The sequence below is a fragment of the Streptomyces sp. Isolate_45 genome, from assembly GCF_024721315.2.
GTDB lineage: Bacteria > Actinomycetota > Actinomycetes > Streptomycetales > Streptomycetaceae > Streptomyces.
In genome coordinates, this window is sequence record NZ_JANFAK020000003.1 from 84,122 (window position 1) to 109,416 (window position 25,295).

Here is a 25,295-nt window from a genome sequence, read left to right on the forward strand (position 1 = left end):
GGGGAATCGTGTCCGTTCAGCACATCACCGGGACCGGCTCCGGAGGCGACGGCACCGCCTCCGGAGGTGACGGCGCCGCCCGGCTGGCGGCCCGGGGCGTCACGGTCGGGTACGGGGCCCGCACCGTCATCGACGGTCTCGACGTGGCGGTGCCGCCTCGGGTGATCACCACGATCATCGGCGCCAACGGCTGCGGGAAGTCGACCCTGTTGCGGACCCTGTCGCGGTTGCTCAAACCGACCAGCGGGACGGTCGTGCTGGACGGGGAGGACATCGCCACCCTCAGGACCAGGGACGTGGCGAAGAAGCTCGGCCTGCTGCCGCAGGCGCCGGTGGCGCCCGAGGGGCTCACGGTGGCCGACCTGGTAGCCAGGGGCCGTCATCCGCACCAGAGTTGGCTTCGGCAGTGGTCGTCGGACGACGCGGCCGTCGTGGAGCGGGCGTTGGCGATGACCGGCGTGTCCGACCTGGCCGACCGTCCGGTCGACGCCCTGTCGGGCGGCCAGCGTCAGCGGGTGTGGATCTCGATGACGTTGGCCCAGGGCACCGACCTGCTGCTGCTCGACGAGCCGACCACCTACCTGGACCTCGCGCACGCGATCGACGTGCTCGACCTCGTGGACGACCTCCACGAGTCCGGGTGCACCGTGGTCATGGTGCTCCACGACCTCAACCTGGCGACCCGCTACAGCGACAACCTCATCGTGATGAGGGCCGGTTCGATCCTGGCGCAGGGGCACCCCGGCGACGTCATCAACGCCGAGTTGCTGTACGAGGCGTTCGGGCTGCGCGCCAAGGTGATCGACGATCCGGTCGGTGACCGGCCGCTGATCGTGCCGATCGGCCGCGCCCACGTACGGGCCGACAGGTCGGACAAAGATACGGAGCAAGTAAGGCTAGGCTAGCCTCACTTGCGCACGGTAGGGTTTGCCTGCCTTCGGGCGGGACGAACGTCAACGGGAACTGGGACGCGGAGGGCGACACGGACCGCGACACGGACCGCGGCGCGAACCGCGACACGGACCGCAACGGACAGTACGACAGCAAGGGACTGCGGATGCTTCTCCAGCGAACGACGCGTACGAACTCCCGGCGAAGGGCGGCGGCGTTACTGTCCGCGGCCACCCTCGGGATCGGCCTCCTCGCCGGGTGCGGTTCGGGCTCCAAGGACGAGGGGGACAAGAAGAGCGACGGCGCCCCGGCCGCCGCGACCGGTGCCTTCCCCGTCAGCGTGGAGCACGCGTTCGGATCAACGAAGGTCGCCAAGGCGCCCCAGCGGGTGGTCTCCGTCGGCTACACCGACGATCAGGCCATCCTGGCCCTCGGCATCAAGCCCGTCGGGATGGTCGACCAGTACCCGAACCCGCCGGGCGCGGCGCCCGACATCAACACCCAATGGCCCTGGGTGAAGGAGAAGTGGGGCGACACCCGGCCCGAGGTCGTGATGAGCAACGGCGACGCCGGCCCGAACTACGAGAAGATCGCCGCCCTGCGGCCCGACCTGATCATCGCGGTCTACTCCGAGATCGACCAGGCCGCCTACGACAAGCTCTCCAAGATCGCCCCCACGGTGGGCCGCACCAAGGCCGAGAAGGAGCCGTTCAGCGCTCCCTGGCAGGACAACGCCCTCCACATCTCCAAGGCCCTGGGCAAGGCCGACGAGGGCACCGCCCTGGTGAAGGGGATCCAGGACAAGCTGGACGCGGCCCGCGCCGCCCACCCCGAGTTCGCCTCCCAGACCGCCGTCGCACTGTCCTGGTACAAGGACTCGGCGGCCCCGTTCACCACCACCGACGTGCGCGGACGACTCGTCACGGGCATCGGCTTCAAGGGGCGGACCGAGATCGACAAGATCGCGGACGGTAAGTTCTTCACCGTGCTCTCCCCGGAACGAATGGACCTGATCGACGTGGACCGACTCTTCGTCATCAACGACAAGGCGGACACGGAGGCTCTGAAGAAGTTCGAGCTGTTCGCCAACCTGTCCGCCGTCAAGAACGGCAAGGTGTCCTACCTGCTGGACAGCGAGGGCCCCGCGATCGGCGCGGCCATGTCCCAGGGCACCCTGCTGTCCCTGCCCTACGCCATCGACGAACTCGTCAAGTCGGTCGGCAAGGTGTGAGCACCACCGACACGCGCGTGGCGGCCCCGTCGACCCTGCACACGACGACCGGACGGGAGGCCGCCCGCTGGGTGGGCGCGCACTGCCGCGAAAGGCCGTGGCTGACCTCGGCCACCGTACTCACCACGGTGGCCGGGGCGGCGCTCCAGGTGCTCCCGCTGCTGCTGCTCGGCCGGGTCGTCGACGCGGTCGTCGCGGGCGGATCCCGGTCGATCCTGATCACGACCGGGGTGGTGATGGTGGCCGCGGCGTTGCTCGGCGCGGCTGCCACCGCGGTGTCGACGTACCTCGTGGGCCGGCTCGGCGCCGACCTGCTCGCCCGGCTGCGCGAGGGCGCCGTCCGGGCCGTGCTGGGGATGCCGAGCGCGCGGATCGAGCAGGTCGGCCGGGGCGACGTGCTGTCCCGGGTCGGCGATGACGTGGCCGTGCTGTCCAAGGGCATCCGTACGGCCGTCCCCACGGTGTTCTCGGCGGGCGTGCTGGTCGTCATCGCCACGGTCGGCATGTTCGGCCTGGACTGGCGGCTCGGCCTCGCCGGCGCCGGCGCGCTACCCGCGTACGCGCTGGCCCTGCGCTGGTACCTGCCGGTGTCCGCCCCGCTCTACCAGCGGCAGCGCGCCGCCCAGGCCGACCGCGCGCAGGCGCTGATCAGCGGACTGAACGGGATCGACACGGTCAGGGCGTACCGCCTGGAGGGAGCCGTTCGGGACAAGGTCACGGACGAGTCGTGGCGGGTGCGCAACCTCGGCGTCGAGGTGTTCCGGCTCTTCGGGCGCTTCGTCGGCAGGGAGAACCGTGCCGAGTTCATCGGGCTGGTCCTGATCATCGTGGTCGGGTACGCCCTGCTGGAGGCCGACGCCGCCACCCTGGGTGAGGTGTCGGCGGCGCCGCTGCTGTTCCACCGACTGTTCACCCCGCTCGGCTCCATCATGTTCACCTTCGACGAGGCACAGAAGTCGGGCGCGAGCCTGACCCGGCTGGTCGGAGTGCTGGGGGAGGACGCGGAGGACCGCCTCGTCGGCGCCCTGGCCGCCGCGTCGGCCGTGGACGTGCGGTACCCGGTGACGGTGCGGGGTCTGACGTTCAGCTACCCGGACACCGAGGAACCGGTCCTGCGGGACGTCGACCTGACGATCCCCGCCGGCGGCTCGCTCGCCCTGGTCGGGGCGACCGGCGCGGGGAAATCGACCCTGGCCGCCCTGATCGCGGGCATCGGGACCCCGCAGGCCGGCTCCGTGCGCATCGGCCCGACGGACCTCGCCGGAGTGGACGAGGCCGGGGCCCGGGCGCTCGTGAGCATCCTGACGCAGGAGACCCACGTGTTCTCCGGACCGCTCGCCGAGGACCTCCGGCTGGCCGCTCCGGAAGCGACCGACGACGAGCTGATGGCGGCCCTGACCACGGTCGGCGCCGACACCTGGGTCCGGGCCCTGCCCGCCGGACCGGACACCCCGGTCGGTGAGGGCGGCGAGCGCCTCGACGTCACCAAGGTCGCGCAGATCGCTCTGGCCCGGCTCGTCCTGGGCCGGTCTCCGGTGGTCGTGCTCGACGAGTCGACCGCGGAGGCGGGCAGCGAGGGCGCGGCCGAGTTGGAACGCGCCGTGCTGGCCGCCTGCACGGGACGGACCACCTTGTTCGTGGCACACCGGCTGACCCAGGCCATGGCGGCGGACCGGATCGCCGTGCTGGACGCGGGACGCGTCGTGGAACAGGGCAGCCACGAGGAACTGGTGGCCCTCGACGGCCGCTACGCGAGGCTGTGGCAGGCGTGGCGGGAAGGCAGCTGAGTGACCCCTGCTCCGTACGGGGCCGGATGGTGAAACGGAAAGGACGTTGATTCCCCGATGACGGAACCGACAGCTCGTCACGTACGGCTTTCCGCGAAGCGCCTGGCCGACGTGCGCCGGAGAACCGGTCAGCACTCCGACAGGACCATCGCCGAGGCGTGCGCCATCGGGCTGTCGTACTGGGCCACGGGCCGCGACCCCGAAGGCCTGGGGCTGACCCCCGGGACCCTGTTCGTCGACGTCCTCGCGTGGGTGGACAACGGCGGCGTCGGACCGGCCGGTTGGGAGGTCGGCGCGGACGGCCGGAGCATCGCCGTCCCGGAAGGCGTCGTACGCGCCGACGCGCAGCTCGCCCTGGACGACCTCGCCGACTTCCCGGACCGGCCCGTCGCCACCATCGGCCCCTCCGGCGTCGCGGGGCGGATCGAGGCCCTGGCCGGGTGGAACGACACCGGGGCCGATCGGATCCGCCCGACCATCGTCGAGATGTTCCTGGAACAGGCCCGCACCAGGCCGGAAGCCGTCGCGATCGTCGATGAGAACCGAACCCTGACGTACCGTCAAGCCGCGCGATTATCAGGCCAGTTGGCGCATCATCTGATCGAGCGCGGAATCGCCGCCGAACAGGTCGTCGGCATCTCGCTGGGCCGATCCGCCGACATGGTCGTCGCCCTGCTCGGCGTCCTCCGGGCAGGCGCCGCGTTCGTCCCCCTCGATCCCCAGTGGCCGGCCGCGCGCCGAGCCGTCGTCATCGCCGACGCCCGCGTCGGACTGCAGATCAACACCTCCGGCGAGCACGCCCCCGACGAACCGGAAGCCGTGCCGGTCGACCTCGGCGACTGGCGGTTCGACTCCCGTCCCGACCCGGGCGCCGGCCCCACCGTCCCCGGCGAGGCCCTGGCCTACGTGATCTTCACGTCAGGTTCGACCGGCCGGCCCAAGGGCGCGATGATCCGCCACGAGGCGATCAGCGAGCGCCTGCTGTGGCAGGTCGACGAGATCCTCCACTTCGGAACCGACGACGCCTCCCTGTTCAAGGCCCCGCTGTCCTTCGACATCTCCATCAACGAGATCTTCCTGCCCCTGGTGTCCGGCGGCAGGCTGGTGGTCCTGCGCCCCGGCGGCGAACGAGACCCGCACCACCTGCTGGAAGTGATCGCCGAACAGCACGTCACCTTCACGTACTTGGTCTCGTCCATGCTCGACGTCCTGCTGGAGATCGCGGGCGACACCGACCGGCTGGACAGCCTGCGGCACGTGTGGTGCGGCGGCGAGGTCCTGACCCCGGAGCTGTACGAGCGCTTCCGCACCCGGCTCGACATACCGATGTACCACGGCTACGGCCCGGCCGAGACGACCATCGGCGTTTCCCACGTCATCTACCGGGGCGCCGCGGAACGCCTGTCGACCTCGATCGGCAAGGCCAACCCCAACACCCGGCTCTACGTCCTCGACGACGAACTCCGCCCCGTCCCCGTCGGCGTGGGCGGCGAGCTCTACGTCGGCGGCTTCCTCCTGGGCCGTGGCTACGTCAACGCGCCCGGCCTGACCGCGTCCCGGTTCGTCGCGAACCCGTTCGCCGCCGACGGTTCCCGGCTGTACCGGACCGGTGACCTCGCGCGCTACGCCCCGGACGGCTCGCTCGACTTCCTGGGCCGCGCCGACAACCAGATCAAGATCCGCGGCATGCGCCTGGAGATCGAGGACGTCGAGGTCGGCCTCGCGGAGCATCCCGCGGTACGGCACACCTGCGTCGTCGCGAAGAAGAACACGGCGGGCGGCACCTACCTGGTGGGCTACGTGATCCCGGCCGCCGGGAACGAGGGCTTGCGGGCGGACGAGGTCAAGGCGTGGGCCGCCGGGCACCTGGTCGAGTACATGGTCCCCACCCACATCGTCGTGATGGAGGAGTTCCCGCTCACGGCGAACGGCAAGATCGACCGGGCCGCGCTGCCGGAGCCCGCGATCACGGCCGGCACGGTCACCCCACCCGCCACGGAGAACGAACGCCTCGTGTGCGCGGCGGTCGCCACCGTACTGCGCCTCGACGAGGTCGGCGTCGACCAGGACTTCTTCCAGCTCGGCGGGGACAGCATCCTGGCGATCTCCCTGCTGAGCGCGTTGCGTGACGCGGGCCTGCACGTCACCGCCCGCCAGATCTTCACGAACAGCGCCGTGGGGGCGCTGGCCGCGGTCGCCGACCGTGGAGCCGTCGTCGGCGTGGACCACGACGACGTGGCGACGGGCGCCGTCGTCGGATCGCCCGTCGTGCGGTGGCTCGGCGAGACCACGGACGCGATCGACGGCTTCGTTCAGTCGGTCGTGCTGAACACCCCGCCCGACCTCACGGCCGACGCCCTCGACGCGGTCCTCACCGCCGTGCTCGACCGCCACGACATGCTCCGCGCCCGACTGGTGCGCGCGCAGCACTGGGGCTTCGAGATCCCGGAAGCGGCCCGGCCCGCCTCCGGGATCTGGCAGGAGAGCGACGGGCCGCTCGACGCCTGCGTCGCGCTCGCCACCGACGGACTGGACCCGGACGACGGCGTCATGCTGCGGGCCGTCTGGCGCCGCACGGCACGCCAACTCGTGCTCGTCGCCCACCACGTCGTGGTCGACGGCGTGTCCTGGCGGATCCTGATGGAGGACCTCGCCACGGCATGGCGCCGGTTCTCCGCCGGTACGCCGATCGAGTTGCCCCGCGCGGGCACGTCGTTCCGACGATGGACCCAGTTACTGGAGCGCGCCGCGTTCGACCCGGACCGCGCCTGCTACCGGCGCCCCCTCCCGGGACCGGACGCCCCGCTGGGCCGACGCGCCCTGTCCGCGGCCGACACCGTCGCCCGGGAACGGACGACGACCGTGCGCGTCGACCCCGACACCACGGCCGCACTGCTGGGCGAGGTACCCGCGAAGTTCCACGCGGGCGCCAACGACGTACTCCTGACCGCGCTGGCCGTCACCCTCGCCCGGTGGCGCCGCGACCTCGGACAGGACCAGACGTTCGCCCACGTCGAACTGGAGGGCCACGGCCGCGAAGGCCGCTTCGTGGCCGACACCGCCGGCTTCGAACCGGAACTGTCGCGGACCGTGGGGTGGTTCACCACCCTCTTCCCCGTGACCGTCGACCCCGGCCCGGCCGTCGACCACACCGCCCCCGGCCACCTGGCCACCGCCCTCAAGGCGGTCAAGGAGGACCTCGCCCGGATCCCGCGCAACGGCCTCTCCTACGGAGTCCTGCGCCACCTGACCGGAGCCGAGTTCGACACCCCCGCCCCCCAGGTCCTGTTCAACTACCTCGGCCGCTTCGACGCCGGATCCACCGGGGACTGGGAACTGGCGCAAGCCACGGACCAGTTGGGGGAGCGACGCGACCCACGGATGCGCCTGCCGCGCGCCCTGGAGTTCAACGCCATCGCCGAGCCCGACGCAACCGGCGGCCACGAACTGGTCACCACCCTCTCCTGGCCCGACGGGCTGCTCGCCGAGGAGGACGCGGCCCTCATCGGCGCGTACTTCCAGGAGGCCCTCACCGGACTGGCCGCCCTGGCCGCCCTACCCGTGGGCGGCCACTCTCCCAGCGACTTCGCCCCGGTGGCGCTCACCCAGGCGGACGTCGACGACCTGGACGGTCCGACGCTGCGGGACGTCCTGCCGCTGACCCCGTTGCAAGAGGGCCTGTACTTCCACTCGGTCTTCGACGACGGCACCGACGGCAGCTACGTCGAGCAGCAACTGCTCACGCTGGAAGGAGAGGTGGACGAAGAGCGGCTCGCGGCGGCGGCCACCCGACTGCTCACCCTCCACCCCAACCTCGCCGCCCGGTTCGTCGCCCTCGCCGACGGTCGGGTGGTCTCCGTCCTGGAAAGCGGTGTGGAGGCCCCGTTCACCACCCTGGACCGACCCGGCATCACCGACGAGGAGATCCGCGACCACGCCGAACGGGACCGCCGCGCCGGCTTCGACCTGGCCACCGGCCCGCTGATGCGCTACACCCTCATCCGCGCCGGCTCGGGCCGGCACGTCCTGGTACAGACCGTGCACCACATCATCGCCGACGGCTGGTCCGTGCCGCCGATGCTCCGCGCGCTGCTCGCCGAGTACCACGCCCCGGGGACCGGGTACCCGCGCGGCGGCTTCTCCGAGCACGTGCGACGGCTCGCCACACTCGACGAGGACGAGAGCGACCGGGTGTGGCGCCACCAGCTCGCCGGCCTGCCCGGGCCGTCCCTGGTCGCCGGCGGACACCCACCGTCCGACCGGTTCGCCGACGTGGCCGAGGAACCGGACGACGACATCGACGAGGCCGTCCGCTCGGCGGGGGTCCCGCTCAGCGTGGCCGTGCACAGCGCCTGGGCGCTGACGCTGGGCGGCGCCCTGCACACCCGGGACGTCGTGTTCGGCTCCACCGTCTCCGGGCGCGACGCGGACGTCCCCGGCATCGAGGACATGGTGGGCCTCCTCATCAACACCGTCCCCCTGCGCGCCCGGTGGACCCCGACCACCACGGCACGCGAACTGCTCACCTCGGTGCGCGAACACCAGGGCGCCGTACGACCGCACCAACACGTCTCCCTGGCGCGGATCAGCCGTCGCAGCGGCACCGGACCCCTCTTCGACACCCTGGTGGTGTTCGACGTGGCGACCGACCTCCGAGCGCTGCGGAGCCCCGACGACACCCTGGCCATCACCGGCATCGTCAACGAGGGCGCCCCGCACTATCCCCTCACGCTCGTGGTGGAGCGCACCCTCGACGGCCGCCCGCGCTTCAACCTCATTCACGACGCCGCACTGGTACGCGAGTCCACCGCCCGCGCCCTGCTCGGCACCTTCACCCGCACCCTCACGGGCCTGCTGGACCGCCCGGACGCACCGGTGGACGCGCCGGCGCCCGAGAACGCCCGGCGCCCCGCGCGGATCACCCCCACCACCCTGGGCGACCTGTTCGAGGCCGCCGCCCGGCGCGACCCGGACGCCACCGCCGTCACCCAGTGCGCGATCGACGGCCCCACGCACTCCCTCACCTACGGCGAACTGGCCGACGCCAGGGACGCGTTGGTGTCCGTCCTGCGCTCGGCCGGAGTCGGGCCCGGCGAACGGGTCGCCGTCGCCGTTCCGCGCTCCGTGGAGCAGGTCACGGCCCTGATCGCCGTCGTCACCGCGGGCGGCGCGTACGTACCGCTGGAGCCCGCCTACCCGGACGAACGGCTGGTGTACATCCTGGCCGACTCCGCCCCCCAGGTCGTCCTCGTGGACCGTGAGCGGCGGGACCGGTTCACGGAACTGCTGGCCCGGGCGGGAGTCGCGGCCCGCGTGCTCGTCCAGGGGGACGGGCCCGCGCCGGACGACGCCGCGTCCGCGGCCACGGCCCCGCCGCCGGCCGTGGCCGGCGGGCACGATCCGGCGTACGTGATCTACACGTCCGGCTCCACCGGCAGGCCCAAGGGCGTCGTCGTCCCGCACTCCGCGGTTGTCACCCTGCTCGCGAACACCTGGCACGACATGGACTTCGGCCCCGAGGACGTGTGGGTCCAATTCCACTCCTACTCCTTCGACTTCGCGGTCTGGGAACTCTGGGGCGCACTGGCGCATGGCAGCGAACTCCTCGTTCCGGACCACGCGTTGACCCGATCCCCGGTCGACTTCCACCGGCTGGTGCGCGACCGCGGGGTGACGGTGCTCAACCAGACGCCGTCGGCCTTCCACCGGTTCATCGAGGCCGACCGGCACGCCGGATCGCCGCCCACCGCCCTGCGCCGGATCGTCTTCGGAGGGGAGGCGCTGGACCTCGGGCGGCTGCGCGGCTGGGTCGACCGGCACGGCACCGCAACCCCCGAGCTGGTCAACATGTACGGCATCACCGAAACCACCGTGCACGTCACCCACCGCGTCCTCACCGACGAGGACTTCGACCGCGGCGACGACGTCAGCCCGATCGGGGCCCCCATCCCCGGCCTCGTCACCCACCTCCTCGACGACCGGCTCCGACCGGTGCCACCGGGCCGGGAGGGAGCCGTCTACGTGGCGGGCGACCAGGTGTCGCTCGGCTACCTCGGCCGGCCGGCGCTCACCGCGAGCAGGTTCGTGGCCGATCCGTTCGCGGCCGACGGTTCCCGCATGTACCACACGGGCGACCTCGCCCGTCGGACGCTCGACGGGGAGCTGGAGTTCACCGGCCGCGCCGACGACCAGGTACAGCTCAAGGGGTTCCGCATCGAGCTCGGCGAGGTGGAGTCCAGGATCAGGGAACTCGACGGCGTCATCGACGTCGCCGTCACCGTGGCCGACAGCGGTGACCACCTGGTCGCGCACGTCGTGGGCCGGATCCCCGACGACCTCACCGCCCTCCTCGCCGCGAAGCTGCCGGCGCACATGGTGCCCGGCCGGGCCCTGACCGTCGACGCCCTGCCGCTGACGGTCAACGGCAAACTGGACCGGAAGGCCCTCACCGAGCGGGCCGCCCGGCAGGACCCCCCGGTATCCGAGAGCGCGCCCACCGCGCCCGTCGCGCTCACCGCACTCGTCGACATCTTCACCGAGACGCTGCCCGGCACCGCAGTGGACGGCGACTGCGACTTCTTCCGGGCGGGCGGCGACAGCATCCTCGCCATCACCGTCGTCAATCGGGCCCGGGCACTGGGCCTCGCCATCACCCCGCGGGACGTGTTCCTCCTCAGGACCCCGCGCGCCCTCGCCGCACACCTCGCGACGACCACACCGCGGGCAGCGCCGAGCGCACCCGCACCCCACGAAGACGGCCCGCTGACGCCGACCCCGATCATCCTGCGCCGGCGGGAGCTGGGCGGCTCCCTCATCCGGTTCGCCCAGGCCAGGACATTGGAGGTGGCCGAGGGCATCGGATTCTCCGACGTCCTGCGCGCCGCGAACGCCGTCGTGGCCGCGCACCCCGTGCTCCGGATGCGACTGCGCGTCGAACACGGCGTCTGGGCCCTGAGCACCGAACCCGCCCGCGAGGTCACCGTCACCCGGCCCGACGCGACCGGGACCTCGTATCCGACCGGGACCGCCGACGCGACCGGCACCCCCGACGCGACCGGCACCCCCGATCCGACCGGGACCCCCGATCCGACCGGCAATTCCCGCCCGATCGGCGCCTCCCGCGCGACGACCGTGGCGAACGAGGCCGCCGGACGGCTCGACCCCGAGGCCGGCGAGGTCATCGCGTTCGCCTGGCTGGAGGAGAGCCGGACCCTGGTGGTCACCGTCCACCACCTCGCCGTCGACGCGGTCTCCTGGCTGGTCCTGCTCGACGACCTGGCCACCGCCCTCCGCGGCACGGCCCTGCCGCCGCCGACCACCTCCTACGCCGCGTACGCGACGGCACTCGCCCACGGGTCCGCCCACGACATCGACGACCTCGGGCACTGGATCACCACGCTCCAGGCGCCCCCGCTGCTGCCCGTCATCGGGGCCGGCACCCCGCGCGGCACCACCGTCGTCCTCCCGCCCGCGGCGAGCGACCTCGTCACCCGCACCGCGCCCGCCGCACTCGGCGTAGGCCTCACCGAGCTGCTCTGCGGCGCCCTGCGCACCGCCCTGACCCACATCCAGCCCACACCCACCGACCTCACGATCGAACTGGAGCTGCACGGCCGGGTTCCCGCACTGCCCGACCACGACTACAGCCGCACGGTCGGCTGGTTCACCTCCATCGCCCCCGTACGACTCACCGCGCACACCGACCCCCTCGAGGCGGCGCGAGAGCTCGCCGCGCGCCGACCGGACGAGCGGGCGCACGTCGCCTACGGCCGGCTCAGGTACCTCGACACCCAGACGGCCCCGCTGCTCACCGCCCGCCCACAGGTGCTGTTCAACTACCTCGGCCGGGGCGGCGAGTCACGGGCCCCGCAGCTCACCGTGGGCGACGCGAGCAGCCCTTACGCCGTCGAGGTCAACGCGTGGACCGACGCCGACACCGGAAGCCTGCACGCCGCCTTCACCCTCGCCGAAGGCGTACCCGACACGATCACCGAGCACTGGTCCGCCGCCCTGACGGCACTCGCCGACGCCGCGACGACCGCCGAGCGCACCGCTCCCGTCACCCCGCTCCAGCGGGGACTGTTCTTCCAGGCCCAGATGGCGGGTCCGGCCGGACACTACGTCGCACAGAGCCACTTCACCTTCGACCGGCGCCTGGACACCGACGCACTCGCCGAGGCGATGGCCTGGGTGATCGGACGGCACCCGGTCGTCGGCGCCGGGTTCACCACCGACGACGACGGGAACCCGGTCCAGGTCCTCGGCGCGGGCCGACGCGTCGACGTCCGCACCGTCACCCTCGCGACGGACGCGGAGGTCGACACCCTGCTCGCCCGCGATCGCGACACGGGATTCGACCCGGACCGGCCACCACTGATCCGGCTGACCGTGATCCGCCGGCCGGACGACCGGGACGCGCTCCTGCTCAGCTACCACCTGCTGCTGTGGGACGGCTGGTCCCGCGAGATCGTGCTGCGGGACCTGTTCGACGCCTACCGGAACGCGCTCGCCGGCGAGTTGACGGCTCCGACACCGGCCGCGCCGTCCTTCGAGGACCACGCCCGGGCGCTCGCCGCCAAGGACCCCGCCGCATCGGAGCGCTTCTGGGCGGAACACCTGACGGGTCTGCCCGGACCGACCCTGCTGGCAGGACCGGCCCCCACCCTCCCGGACGGCCTGCCGGGCACCCTCGTGCACACCCTCTCCGCCGAACGGTCGCAGCTGCTGCGGGCAGCGGCCCGGACCCACGGCGTCACGCTGAACTCCCTGCTGACGGGGGCCTTCGGTCTCCTGTTGGCCGCTCGCACGGGCCGGGCCGACGCCGTGTTCGGCGTGACCGTGTCCGGCCGTGAGGGCGAGAGCCTGTCCGACATCGTCGGTGTGCTCCTCAACACCGTCCCCATGTGGACCCGGGCTCGGCCCGGCGACACGGTCCGGGAATACCTGTCGGCCGTACAGGAGGCCAGGGTCGCCGCGATGGAGCACGAACACCTCGGGCTCGGCGAGATCCAACGCGCCGGCGGACACGACGCCCTGTTCGACAACCTGTTCGTCCTCCAGAACTTCCTGGACATGGACGCGTTCGCCGCGATGAACGCCCGACACGGCATCACCGCCGTGCGGGCCGACGACTCCACCCACTACCCCTTCACCTGGGTCGTCACCCCCGGTGAACGGCTCACGGTCAAACTGGAACACCGCGACGACGACACCCCCGGCGCCCGCCGCCTCCTCGACGAATACCTGCGCGTACTGGACGACCTGGCCCGGTGGACCGGGCCCCTGGGCACCCTGCGCGGCCTGGGCCCCGACCCCCGGCCCGCCGCCCGCACGGACGTGGGCACGGACACCGTGGTCGACCGTTTCGACCGGGCCGCGGACCGCGATCCGCGGCGGGTGGCCGTCGTCGCCGACGGCCGGACCATGACCTTCGGCCGGCTCCGGGACCGCAGCCGCGCGGTGGCCGGCGTGCTCGCCCGGCGCGGCATCGGCCCGGAGAACACGGTGGCCCTCGCGCTCCCGCGTTCCCTCGACTCGATCGTCGCCCTGTTCGCCGTGCTGCGCACGGGTGCCGCGTACGTGCCGCTGGAACTGGACCACCCGGACGAGCGGATCGCGGCGATCGTCGCGGACGCCCGCCCGGACGCCTTCCTCACCGTGAGCTCCGTGACACCCCGCCTCACCGGCTCCGTGACCGGGGTCCCGGCGACCGCCCTGTTCGAGCTGGACCGGCCCCTTCCCGAAGCCGAGCCGCTCGTGACGTTCGCACCGGACGATCCCCACCGGCTCCGCCACCCCGCCTACACGATCTACACCTCCGGATCCACCGGAAGGCCCAAGGGCGTGGTGACCGAGTACGCCGGGCTCACCAACATGCTGATCAACCACCAGCGCCGGATCTTCGAGCCGGTCCTGGCGGAACACGGCCACCGCACCTTCCGGATCGCGCACACCGTGTCCTTCGCGTTCGACATGTCCTGGGAGGAACTGCTGTGGCTCGCCGACGGCCACGAGGTGCACATATGTGACGAGGAACTGCGCCGCGACGCACCGCGCCTCGTCGAGTACTGCCTCCGGCACGGGATCGACGTCATCAACGTGACCCCGACCTACGCCCAGCAGCTCGTCGCCGAGGGCCTGCTCGACGACCCGGCACACCGGCCGGCCCTGGTGCTCCTGGGCGGCGAGGCCGTCACCCCGACACTGTGGCAGCGGCTCGCGGCGACCGACGGCACGGCCGGCTACAACCTGTACGGGCCCACCGAGTACACCATCAACACCCTCGGCGTCGGCACCTTCGAGTGCCAGGACCCCGTCGTGGGCGTGGCGATCGACAACACCGACGTCCACGTCCTGGACCCGTGGCTGCGCCCCCTGCCGGACGGGGTCCCCGGCGAGCTGTACGTGGCGGGCATCGGCATCGCCCGCGGCTACCTCGGACAACCCGCCCAGAGCGCCCACCGGTTCGTGGCGTGCCCCTTCGGCCCGCCCGGCGAGCGCATGTACCGCACGGGCGACCTGGTCGCCCGGCGCCCCGACGGCAACCTGATGTACCTCGGCAGGACCGACCAGCAGGTCAAGATCAGGGGACACCGCGTCGAACTGGGCGAGGTCGAGGCCGCGTTCGCGGCGCATCCCGCCGTACGCTTCGTCGCGGCGGTCGCCCAACCCGACCCCCAGGTCGACGGCACGTACCGGCTGGCGGCCTACCTCGTACTCGACGACGGCGACGGCGGTTACGAGGCGGGCGGCGACGACCGGGACGGCACCTTCCTCGCGGCCGTCGCCGCCGAAGTGGGCGCCGCACTACCGGACTTCCTGCGCCCCACCCACTACGCCCGGGTGGGTGGCATCCCGCTCACCGTCAACGGGAAGGCCGACACCAAGGCCCTGCCCGAGGCCAAGCCGCTCGGCGCGCTGACCACGGCGGGGGAGCGGGGCCCGGAAACCGCGACGGAGGCCGTCGTCCGCGAGTTCTTCGCCGAGGCACTCGACCTGGACGACGACGAGGTGAGCGCGGTGAGCGACTTCATTTCCCTCGGGGGACACTCCATGCTTGCGGTGCGGCTGATCGGGCTGCTCCGCCGCGAGTACGGTCCTGTGGTGACCGTCCGAGACCTGTTCACCCTACGAACCCCGGAAGCGATTGCGCGCCACCTCGATGACAACTCCTGACACGCAGAGGCCCCGCACGGGGTCCGACATCCTCCGGACGGCACTGCGCCGCAACCTCGGAGCCATGTTCTGGGGAACCGTTCTCATGGGCCTCTACCAGGCCGGTGAGACCGCGTTCCCCATCGCGCTCGGCCTGATCGTCGAGCACACGATGCAGGACCGCAGCCCGGGCGCCCTCGCCCTGTCGATCGGCGCGCTGGCCGTGATCATCACGACCGTGTCGCTGTCGTGGCGGTTCGGGATGCGCGTCCTGCAGAAGGCCAACACGACCGAAGCGCACCGCTGGCGCGTACAGGTCGCGGACTGCGGGCTCCAGCCGGTGCCCAGGGACACCGGCCTCAAGTCCGGCGAGGTGCTGACCATCGCCACCGAGGACGCCGACCAGACGGCCGACATCATCGAGGTGGTGCCGCTCCTGATCAGTTCACTGGTCGCCGTACTGATCGCCGCGGTCGCCCTGGGACTGGCCGACGGCCGACTCGGCCTGCTGGTCATCGTCGGAACCGTCGCGATCCTGCTCGTCCTCAGCGTGATGTCGAAGCGCATCGGCTCCAGCACCCGGGAACAGCAGGCCCGGGTGGCGCGGGCCGGAGCGAAGGTCGCCGACCTGATCACGGGTCTGCGTCCGCTGCACGGATTCGGCGGCAACCACGCCGCGTTCGGGTCCTACCGGAAGGTCAGCACGGAGGCGAGGCACCAGGCGGTCACCGTGGCCATGGCGAACGGCGCCTACGCGGGCACCGCCATGGCACTGAACGCGGTCCTCGCCGCCACCGTGACCCTGACGGCCGGCTGGCTGGCGTTCGAGCGGCAGATCACCATCGGGGAACTCGTGATGGCCGTGGGGCTGGCCCAGTTCATCATGGAGCCGCTCAAGATGTTCTCGGACATGCCCAAGTACGTCATGATGGCGCGGGCTTCGGCGCAGCGGATGGCGCTCGTGCTGGCCGCCCCGCCGGTGACCACCCCGGGGCCGCAGCGCCCGGCCGCGGGAGGATCCCTCGAAATCGACTGCGTCCGGTACGGCGTCCTGCACGAGCTCAAGTTCCAGGTCCCGGCCGGTGAGTTCGTGGCGATCGCCGCATACCAGCCGCGCGCCGCGGCCGACCTCGCCTCGATCCTGTCGGTGAAGGTCCCGCCGCACGCGTACGACGGAGTGGTACGGGTCAGCGAGCAGGAGATCGGCGACCTGTCGATCGAGGCGGTCCGCGCGCACATGCTGGTGAACCCGTACGAGGCGGAGATCTTCGCCGGCACGCTCCGTACGAACATCGACCCGACGGGCACCAGCCGCATGGTCGCCGAGGCCGTCGAGGCGTCCATGCTGACCGATGTCGTCGCCCTGCACCGCGAGGGGCTCGACCACGGTGTCCACGACCGCGGCGCGAACCTGTCCGGTGGGCAGCGTCAACGGCTGTCCCTGGCCCGCGCCCTCGCCGCCGACACGGACGTCCTCGTCCTGCACGACCCGACGACAGCCGTCGACGCGGTCACCGAACAGCTCATCGCCCGCAACCTCGCCGAGTTGCGCCGCGGCCGCACCACCGTCGTCATCACCAGCAGCCCGGCCCTCCTGGACGCCGCCGACCGGGTCCTCGTCCTCGACGACGGAGTCATCACGGCCGAGGACACCCACCGGAACCTGCTCGCCGGCGACGAGGACTACTGCGCGGCGGTGGCCCGCTGACCGGCCGGAAGCCCGCTACGCGAGCACCCGGGCGACGTCCCTGAGCAGGGCGTGCCGCCACCCCGCCCGGTCGTGGCCCGAGGGCGACCGGGAGACGCTCACGCAGGCCCCGGCCCGTTCGGCCAGGGCCTCCGTCAGCTCACAGTGCGGCAGCATGCGGGTCTCGTGTTCCCCGACGTCGAAGGCGACCCGCAGTCCGGACAGGTCGGGACGCTCCCGCAGGCGTGCGGCGACGGCGCCGCCGACCGGGCCGGCCAACGGGTCCGCGAGCCCGGCGGCGTCCGGCGTCCACCAGAACGACCCCGACTGACAGGCCACGCGGGACACCAGCTCGGGGAACTCCAACGCCGCGTACATCGCGCTCAGGCCGCCGAGGCTCTGCCCGGCCACCACGAGCCGGTTCCGGTCCGCGGGGACGCCGGTGTCCGCGATCAGCGGCAGCAGTTCGTCCCGGACGGCCTCCCACAGCTCCGGCCGGCACCCGAACTCGGCCTCCCGGTCCCGGGTCGGCAGGAAGACGAGCGTGACGGGCGGCACGGCGCCGCTCGCGACGGCCGAGTCGAAGGCGGCCACCGCCGGGTGCAGGTACAGCCAGTCGTCGCCGTCGAGCAGCAGGACCAACGGCCCACCACCACCGGCCGGGTGTATCCGTACGGTCCGCCGGCCGCCGAGGCGTCGGCCGGCCCAGCGGATGCGGGTGCCCGGCAGCGGCAGGACGTCGTCCGCGCCGACGGCGGGCCAGTGCGGCTGCGGGGGGGTGTCGGGGGTGGCGGCGATGGACCGGTTCCCGCCGGCGCCGGCCGGGTTGAGCGCGTCGGCGTACGCGCCGTCGTCCGTGAGGAACCAGTAGGTCACCCGCAGCCGGGCGGGCATGGGCACTTCGGTGTACCAGCAGTCCGAGTCGCGCCACCGGCGAAGGGCGACGGGCTCGGACCAGCTCTCGAACTCGATCCGGGCGGGGGAGCCGCGCCGGAGGAACAGGGTCAGCCAGCCGCCGTCGGAAGGCACGGAGGCGGGTGCCCCCGCCGCCGCCCAGAATCCGTCCGTCCCGGGTCTGCCGGGCAGCCCGAACGCGGCGAAGGGGTGTTCCGTCGCGGCGCCGGGGTCGGGGGCGGGATCGCTCACTGCCGGGCCCTGCGTTCGGTCACGAGGCGCATGGAGGTCTCCTTGTGAGGGGCAAGGGGAGAACGCTAAGCTCATTTCAATTAGGCCAGCCTAACCTAAGCATGACGTTTCCTTCCCTTGAAGGTCCACCCCTGGACAGGGGTCCCGAGGAGGCACCGAACGTGAGCACCAATCCATTCGACGATGCCGAAGGCCGCTTCCTGGTCCTGGTGAACGAGGAGGGCCAGCACTCGCTCTGGCCGTCCTTCGCCGAGGTGCCGGGAGGCTGGAGCACCGCCTTCGGCGAGGACACCCGCCAGGCGTGCCTGGACTTCGTCGAGACCCACTGGACGGACCTGCGCCCGCTCTCCCTCGCGCGGTCGATGGACGCCCGTCCCACGGGCTGACGGGGCCCGGTCGACGCGACCGGCTCAGATGTCGAGGAAGCGGACGTCCTTGGCGTTGCGCTGGATGAAGGAGCGTCGGGCCTCGACGTCCTCTCCCATCAGCACCGAGAACAGGTCGTCGGCCAACGCGGCGTCGTCCAGGGTGACCTGGCCGAGCACGCGGTGGTCGACGTCCATGGTGGTGACGCGCAACTCCTCCGCGTTCATCTCGCCCAGACCCTTGAAGCGCTGGACGGTGTCGTCGCGCAGCCGCTTGCCGTGCCGCCGGCCGTGTTCCAGGACGCTGTCGCGGTGCCCGTCGGAGTACGCGTACCGGATGTCGTCCCGACTCCATTTGATCTTGTAGAGCGGGGGTCGGGACAGGTACACGTGTCCGGCCTCGATGAGGGGCCGCATGAAGCGGAACAGGAAGGTCAGCAGCAGGGTGTTGATGTGCTGGCCGTCGACGTCGGCGTCCGCCATCAGGATGATCTTGTGATAGCGGAGCTTCTCGATGTCGAAGTCCTCGTGCACGCCGGTGCCGAAGGCACTGATCAGCGCCTGGACCTCGGTGTTCTGGAGGATCTTGTCGATCCGGGCCTTCTCGACGTTCAGGATCTTGCCGCGGATCGGCAGGATGGCCTGGTGCATCGGGTCGCGGCCGGACTTCGCGCTACCACCGGCGGAGTCACCCTCGACGATGAAGATCTCGCATCTGGCCGGGTCGTTCGACTGGCAGTCGGACAACTTGCCCGGCAGCGCGGCCGATTCGAGGAGACCCTTGCGCCGGGTGAGGTCGCGCGCCTTGCGCGCGGCGGCCCGGGCGGTCGCGGCCGACACGGCTTTGCGGACGATGTCACCGGCCTCGTCGGGGTGGCGGTCGAACCAGTCCGAAAGGTGCTCCTGGACGACCCTCTGCAGGAACGCCTTGGCCTGCGTGCTGGTGAGCTTGTCCTTCGTCTGCCCCTCGAACTGTGGTTCGCCGAGCTTGACCGAGACGACCGCCGTCAGGCCCTCGCGGACGTCGTCGCCGGTGAGGTTGTCGTCCTTCTCCCGCAGCAACCTCTTCTCCCGGGCGTACTTGTTGACCAGCGCGGTGATCGCGGCGCGGAACCCCTCCTCGTGGGTGCCCCCGCCGTGGGTGCGGATGGCATTGGCGAACGAATGGACGTCGGCCTGATATCCGGTGTTCCACTGGAGCGCGACCTCGGCGGACAGGACGCGCCCGGGATCGGCCGCCCCGAAGGAGATGACGGTGGGGTGGACGGGTTCGCCCCTGCGGGAGTTGAGGTGGCCCACGAAGTCGGAGATCCCCCCGTCGAACCGGTACCGAACGGCCTCCCGGGACCCCGGCCGTTCGTCGCTCAGACCCACCGTCAGGCCCCGGTTGAGGAACGCCACCTCCCGGAAGCGCCGCGCGAGGGTCTCGTAGGCGTAGTCGGTGGTCTCGAAGATCGTGCCATCGGCCCAGAAGGTGATGCTGGTGCCGGTCTCCGTGGTCGCCCCGTGGCGTCGCAGCGGTGCCACGGGCGTACCGGCCTCGAAGGTCTGGGTGTACCGGTACCCGTCCTTGCGCACCTCGGCCACCACCTTCGTGGACAGCGCGTTGACCACCGACAGCCCCACGCCGTGCAGCCCGCCCGACACCTGGTAGCCCCCGCCGCCGAACTTGCCACCGGCGTGCAGCACGGTCATCACCACCTCCAGCGCCGGTCTTCCCTCGGAGGCGACCATGTCGACCGGAATTCCCCGCCCGTTGTCGGTCACCCGCAGGCCGCCGTCGGCGAGCACCGTCACCTCGATGGTGTCCGCGACGCCCGCCAATGCCTCGTCGACGGCGTTGTCGACCACCTCGTACACCAGGTGGTGCAGGCCCCGTTCGCCCGTGGACCCGATGTACATGCCCGGCCGTAGCCGTACGGGGTCCAACCCGTCCAGGACGGTGATCGTCCCCGCGTCGTAGGGGGTGGTGGTCGGATCGTCGGAAAGGGTCACGGAGTACTCCTCGGAGCGCAGCACGGAGCACGCCGACGGCCGAACGGGCCGGAGCGTGTCAGGTGCGAGGGGGCGGTGGTGGGTGATTGCGGGCGGTGGTGGAGGTGGTCGCGGATCCGACGGCCGACGGCGCGCACGGTCGGATCGTCGGTCCGGGCAGCCCGTCGACTTGGCCAAAGTTTACGATCTCCACCACCTTTGACGCATCCTCTGAATTGTTTTCCAGGCCGTGGGTGGGGTCGCGAATGGCCCCTAGGGGGCCACCAATTGCCCCTTCAGTGGATTTCAGGGTGGTCGGTCCACCCCCCTCCAGGTTCACCGTCTGTCGGTGCGGCAGAAGGGCTCCTGTCGCCTTTCCGTTCCGGAAGGTTGGTGGCGCCGCGGCGGGAAGCGCTGAATCCGCGCGAGGGAAGTTAGGTAAGGCTTGCCTAAAAGGTTCTAGGATGCGGGCATGAAGAAGATCATTCGCGCGCTGACGGCCGTTGCGGCGGGCCTGGCCCTCGCCGCACCCGTCACCCTCGCGACCCCCGCCGCGGCCACTGCCGCCCCGCCCGGGGAAGCCACGAGACTCGAACTCCCCCGCACCACAGGCGCCTTCGCCGTCGGTCGCGACACCCTGCACCTCGTCGACCGGGACCGCAAGGACCCCTGGGTCCCCACCGCCGACCGGGAATTACTGCTCTCCCTGTACTACCCGGCGCTCGCGCACACCGGCACCCCCGCGCCCTACCTGAGCGTCCCGGAGGCCAAGGCCCTGCTGACCGACCGGGGGCAACTGGGCGAGTACGTCACGCCCGAGCGCGTCGCCGCCACCCGTACGCAGTCCCGCTCCGGCGCCCTGCCCCGCCCCTCCGCGCAGCGGTACCCCCTGATCGTGCTCTCGCCCGGCTTCACCATGCCGCGCGCCTCGCTGAGCGTCCTGGCCGAGGACCTCGCGAGCCGCGGCTACGTCGTGGCGGCGGTGGACCACGCGTACGAGTCGGACGGCACCGTCTTCCCCGGCGGACGGCTGCTCACCTGCAAGGCCTGCGAGCAGGTGTTCCCCGACGGCTCCCTCCACCGGGTCTCCGACGGTCGGGCCCGGGACATCCCGTTCGTCCTCGACCGGCTCACCGGCCCACACCCCGCGTGGCGGTACTCCCGACTCATCGACCCCCGCCACATAGGCATGGCCGGCCACTCCATCGGCGGCGCGGCGGCCTCGGCGACCATGGCCGTCGACCCGCGCGTCGACGCCGGGGTCAACATGGACGGCACGTTCTTCACGCCGGTGCCGCAGAGCGGACTCGCAGGACGCCCGTTCCTCATGCTCGCCGGTGACCCCGCCCTGCTGCCGCCCGACTTCCCGGACACCTCCTGGGAGGACACCTGGCCCCGGCTGGACGGCTGGAAGCGCTGGCTGACCGTCACCGGAGCCGGCCACCCCGGATTCACCGACTGGCCGGTCCTCGGCGACCAAGTGGGCTACGGCCACCCGGAGACGCCGCTCTCCGGCACCCGCTCCCAGCAGATCACGCGGGCGTACGTCGGCGACTTCTTCGACCTCCACCTGCGAGGCCTGCCCGCCCCCCGGCTGAACGGCCCGACGCCGGCCGACCCGGAGGTCGTGTTCCACCGCGGCTGAGACCCGGCGCGGGGGCGCCCCCGGCGAGGGCCGCCCCCGCGCTCCCGGCCCCCACCCGCGCTCCCCGCCCCCACCGCACGCCCCCGTCCGGTCCGCGCGCCCACGACCTGAGGAGCCACGCCCACGCCGACCCCCTCCGACGACAGCGGTTCCGCCCACGGCCCCAGCGGTTCCGCCCACGGCCCCAGCGGCGTGGCCATGACCCTGCTGACCCCCCTCCACGGCCGCGCCCACGCCGCCGAACTCCTCCCGGGAACCGCGTTCCATCGTCTTCGACGAACTGACGGCGAGCTTCCGCCGGGACCACCCCGACGCGGTGGCCCGGCCGCGCGCCGCGGTTCAGGGCCTCACAGGCCGCCCGCGCGGTGCGGAGGCCGGTCAGGAGCGGCGGCGGTGGCCCGCCGGGACGGTGCGCCTGCGGGGCGGGCGGCGCCGGCGGGTCATCGCGTCCTGCCGCGGGTCGGTCACCGGGCCGCCGAGGCCGTGCTCGATGCGGATGCCGTGGAAGACGAGCACGGTGAGACTGAGGACGATCAGCGCCTCGGCCCAGTAGAACGCCAGGTAGTCGAGCAGACAGCCGTTGGGCGGGGAGCCAGGTGCCGCGTTGCGCAGGCCGACGAGGGCGAAGAGGCTGGCGGCCATCCAGCCGAGGGCCGGCCACAGCAGGCCGCGCCGCTGCCCGACCACCAGCCAGCAGGCGGTGACGATCGACAGGGCGACCGCCCACATGGCGGCGATCATGAACCAGGCCAGGATGAAGGTGCTGCGCGAGCGTTTGACCTCACTGGTCAGGTACGCGGCCTGCCCCTCGTAGGAGCCGTCGCCGTTCTTGTACGCGAAGTTCGGGTCCTGGTCGTGCAGGCGCAGGAGGACCGGTACCCGGGTGTCCAGGGAACCGGCCGTCGCGGCGAACGCGAAGTCGGCCGTGTACTTGTCGAACGGGTAGTCCGTGGAGGCGCCGTCCGAGAGGGGGACCTGGATGTCCCGGACCCACAGCCCGCTGCCCGCCGGGAACCGGAGTTCCTGCTGTCCGGTGGTGTTCGCGTACAGCGTGAGGTCCTGGGTGGGGTAGCCGTCGGGGCTCTGGTAGCGGCCGAAGGGGGTGAGGGTGACCCTCACGGTGATCTGGCGCAGCACCGGGTCGGTGCGTTGGACGTCGGCGTGGACGTCGATGCGGTCCGCGGCCTGCCGGGGGCCGACGACCACGGTCTGCTGACGGGTGTTCCGCTCGTCGAAGTACAGGGCGATCCCCGCGCCGCACACCACCGCCAGGATGACGAGGGCGGTCACCAGGGTCCGCCACGGCAGCTCGGCGCTGCGCCGGCTCACGTCCTGGACGACGTCCACGCCCCGGCGCAACTGCCGGGCAGCGGCCTCCCGCCCGGCCGGGCCCGCCCACTCGTCACCGTCGGCCATGGTCCGATGCTGCGGGAGGCCCGCGGCGGGCGCCAGACGGAGGGGGCCGGTGGTGGCCGGGCCCGCCCCCGCCGCGGAGCGATCCGAGCGGGGGAGGGGCCCGGTCGGTCGGGGTCAGTGCGTACCGGGACGGGCCCGTCGGTCGGGGTCAGTGCGTACCGGGACCGCCCGGTCGGGCGCGGTCGGCCTCGAAGCGGGCGAACGCCGCCTCCTGACGCCATTGGACCTGTGCCTTCGGGCTGGACTCCAGGAGCCGCCCGCACCGCGCGCCGACGTGTTCGGAGCCGGACGTCTCGGCGGCGCACGCCGCGACAGGCCGGTAGTCGGTGCGGACGTCGGGCTGCCACAGGCTCCGCCCCGGCAGGAAGGCGTGGTCGAGCGAGGCCCGTGCGAGGTCCTTCAGCTCCCGGTAGCGCAGCCCGTACATTTCCGAGGCCCGGCGGTACTCGTCGGTGATCTCGATCCGCGACACGCCCGGGTCGTCCGTGGCCAGGACCACCGGAACGCCGAAGCGGCGGTACGTGCCGAACGGGTGCGCGTCCCCCGAGACCCGCAGGATCTGCTGGTTGCTGTGGAAGGGCACCTCCACCGCGATCCGCCGCTCGGCCATGTGGCGCATCAGCGACTCCCACCGGTCCTCGTGCAGCACGGACACGCCGTGCCCGATCCGCTCGGCCCGGCCGGTCTGCGCGGCCTCACGGATGTGGAAGGTCAGGTCCTCCGGCTTGACCAGGCCCGGGACGAGCTCGCCCGCGTGCAGGGTGATGTGCGCCTTCGGGTAGTGGGTCTTGAGGTGGTTCAGCATCCGCATGTGCAGCCGGTAGTCGCGCAGGGCCACCGGGTCGTCCTCGGGCTGCACCAGGTTCACGGCGACGAACCGGGAGTCGCGCTCCGCCAGCCGCATGCCGAGCGCCAACTGGGTGAAGACCCGCTCCGGGGAGGCCGCCCGCCCGACCTGTGCGATCCAGCGGTAGGGCAGCGCACACGCCGGGTCGGGGCGCGGGGTGTCGCAGTGCGCGGCCGTGCGGAACTCGACGTCGGTGGCGTCCGCGTCGGCGCGTGCCTGTCGCACGACCGCGTCGAGGGCGCCGTCGGCGAGGAGCTTGTCGTGCATCCGGTCGAGGTCGGCGTCGAAACCGACGCGGTCGGCGAGGGCGCGGGCCTCGATGAAGGCCGGGGAGATCATGGTCTCCAGGTAGAACTGCTTCTGCCGGGCCGCCGTGTTGGCGACCTCGGCGAGCATCCGGCCCGGGTGGCGCCAGGTGACCTCGCCGAACTTGCCGAAGGTGGCGAAGAAGTGGTCGTGCCCGTTCCCGTCGGCCGGGAAGTCCTGCATGGACCAGGCCCGGATGACCTGACGGCGGAACTCCGCGTCGGTCACGGCGTCGGCCGCCGGGCGGGTACCGGCGCCGCAGGGCGGCGGGACCGCGGTGCTCGTGGCCGTGACGACGCACAGGCCGTCCTCGGCGGCGAGTTCGATCAGGAACTCGGTGGAGACGGCGCCGGAGAGGTGGTTGTGCAGGTCGCCGCCCTTGGGGAGGTCGGCGAAGAAGTCCCGCGACCACCCCGGCTGTCGGTGCGGACCGGACAGGTACCGGTCGACTGCCCTCTCGGCGGCCGTGCCCGCAGCGGACGGTTCCGGAGCGGAGGGAAGGGGGGCCGCCTGGGCGGACGAGGGCGCGAGGAGTGCCAGTGCGGAGAGCGCACCGATCACGTGCGGGGAGATCACCGGCACATCGTGGTGAGGACCACGGCCCCAGGTCGGTTCGACGGGCCGGAGGTGTCCGGCTATCACCCGGGAGGGCCCGGAGCGAATCGTTCCTGCCGCCGCCGTGCCCCAAGTCGACTGCCCGCAGCTCCATTTGGCGTGTCCGAATATCGTCTGAACGGGCTTCAAACACCCCGCGCGACAAGATCACCGCATTGAGGTAATGCCCACGGGATCTTGGGGCCGATCGGCCTCGCCCGTGGTTAGTGTGCTTCCGGATCTGGACGGATT

11 protein-coding genes are annotated in these 25,295 nt (G+C 72.1%); 7 read left to right on the forward strand and 4 right to left on the reverse strand.

Going from position 1 to position 25,295, the window contains the following annotated elements; genetic code table 11:
* Positions 1-23 precede the first annotated feature (23 nt).
* The 5 genes from NOD94_RS02105 to NOD94_RS02125 all read left to right on the forward strand — a co-directional run bounded on the left by NOD94_RS02105 (position 24) and on the right by NOD94_RS02125 (position 16,771).
* The gene (locus tag NOD94_RS02105) at positions 24-905 is read left to right on the forward strand and encodes an ABC transporter ATP-binding protein (protein ID WP_281203989.1); all 882 of its coding nucleotides are present in this window, start codon (positions 24-26) and stop codon (positions 903-905) included.
* A gap of 152 nt (positions 906-1,057) precedes the next feature.
* The gene (locus tag NOD94_RS02110) at positions 1,058-2,122 is read left to right on the forward strand and encodes an iron-siderophore ABC transporter substrate-binding protein (protein WP_281203942.1); all 1,065 of its coding nucleotides are present in this window, start codon (positions 1,058-1,060) and stop codon (positions 2,120-2,122) included.
* Positions 2,119-3,909: an ABC transporter ATP-binding protein gene (locus NOD94_RS02115; RefSeq protein WP_281203943.1), complete on the forward strand. Its 1,791-nt coding sequence runs from the start codon at positions 2,119-2,121 to the stop codon at positions 3,907-3,909. Before NOD94_RS02110 ends, NOD94_RS02115 begins: the two co-directional genes overlap by 4 nt.
* Before the next feature lie 57 nt (positions 3,910-3,966).
* Positions 3,967-15,084 carry a non-ribosomal peptide synthetase gene (locus NOD94_RS02120; protein ID WP_281203944.1) on the forward strand — a complete coding sequence of 3,706 codons (11,118 nt, stop codon included), beginning with the start codon at positions 3,967-3,969 and terminating at the stop codon, positions 15,082-15,084.
* Positions 15,071-16,771: an ABC transporter ATP-binding protein gene (locus NOD94_RS02125; protein ID WP_281203945.1), complete on the forward strand. Its 1,701-nt coding sequence runs from the start codon at positions 15,071-15,073 to the stop codon at positions 16,769-16,771. The genes NOD94_RS02120 and NOD94_RS02125 overlap by 14 nt, the downstream gene beginning before the upstream one ends.
* Before the next feature lie 15 nt (positions 16,772-16,786).
* On the opposite strand, the gene NOD94_RS02130 is transcribed toward NOD94_RS02125, so the two are convergent.
* The gene (locus NOD94_RS02130; RefSeq protein WP_281203946.1) at positions 16,787-17,896 is read right to left on the reverse strand and encodes an alpha/beta hydrolase-fold protein; all 1,110 of its coding nucleotides are present in this window, start codon (positions 17,894-17,896) and stop codon (positions 16,787-16,789) included.
* A gap of 161 nt (positions 17,897-18,057) precedes the next feature.
* Between NOD94_RS02130 and NOD94_RS02135 the strand changes: the two genes are divergently transcribed.
* Positions 18,058-18,282 (forward strand): MbtH family protein, encoded by a 225-nt coding sequence (locus tag NOD94_RS02135; protein ID WP_281203947.1) that lies wholly within the window; start codon positions 18,058-18,060, stop codon positions 18,280-18,282.
* Positions 18,283-18,306: 24 nt separating this feature from the next.
* On the opposite strand, the gene gyrB is transcribed toward NOD94_RS02135, so the two are convergent.
* Positions 18,307-20,256 (reverse strand): DNA topoisomerase (ATP-hydrolyzing) subunit B, encoded by a 1,950-nt coding sequence (gyrB, locus tag NOD94_RS02140; RefSeq protein ID WP_281203948.1) that lies wholly within the window; start codon positions 20,254-20,256, stop codon positions 18,307-18,309.
* Between the two features lie 451 nt (positions 20,257-20,707).
* Between gyrB and NOD94_RS02145 the strand changes: the two genes are divergently transcribed.
* Positions 20,708-21,880, forward strand: a complete 1,173-nt coding sequence (locus tag NOD94_RS02145) for an alpha/beta hydrolase (protein ID WP_281203949.1) — start codon at positions 20,708-20,710, stop codon at positions 21,878-21,880.
* A gap of 378 nt (positions 21,881-22,258) precedes the next feature.
* Here NOD94_RS02145 and NOD94_RS02150 read toward each other — a convergent pair whose 3' ends face one another.
* Together NOD94_RS02150 and NOD94_RS02155 are read right to left on the reverse strand one after the other, a co-directional pair.
* Complete coding sequence (locus tag NOD94_RS02150) at positions 22,259-23,296, reverse strand: DUF4436 family protein (RefSeq protein WP_281203950.1); 1,038 nt, start codon at positions 23,294-23,296, stop codon at positions 22,259-22,261.
* 148 nt (positions 23,297-23,444) lie between these two features.
* Positions 23,445-25,025, reverse strand: coding sequence for an adenosine deaminase (locus NOD94_RS02155; RefSeq protein ID WP_281203951.1), 1,581 nt, complete (start codon positions 25,023-25,025; stop codon positions 23,445-23,447).
* Between the last annotated feature and the right edge of the window lie 270 nt (positions 25,026-25,295).

Coding starts and splice junctions, on each gene's coding strand:
- NOD94_RS02110 (WP_281203942.1), top strand. CDS start 1,058: ATGCTTCTCCAGCGAACGACGCGTACGAACTCCCGGCGAAGGGCGGCG.
- NOD94_RS02120 (WP_281203944.1), top strand. CDS start 3,967: ATGACGGAACCGACAGCTCGTCACGTACGGCTTTCCGCGAAGCGCCTG.
- NOD94_RS02125 (WP_281203945.1), top strand. CDS start 15,071: ATGACAACTCCTGACACGCAGAGGCCCCGCACGGGGTCCGACATCCTC.
- NOD94_RS02145 (WP_281203949.1), top strand. CDS start 20,708: ATGAAGAAGATCATTCGCGCGCTGACGGCCGTTGCGGCGGGCCTGGCC.
- NOD94_RS02150 (WP_281203950.1), bottom strand. CDS start 23,296: ATGGCCGACGGTGACGAGTGGGCGGGCCCGGCCGGGCGGGAGGCCGCT.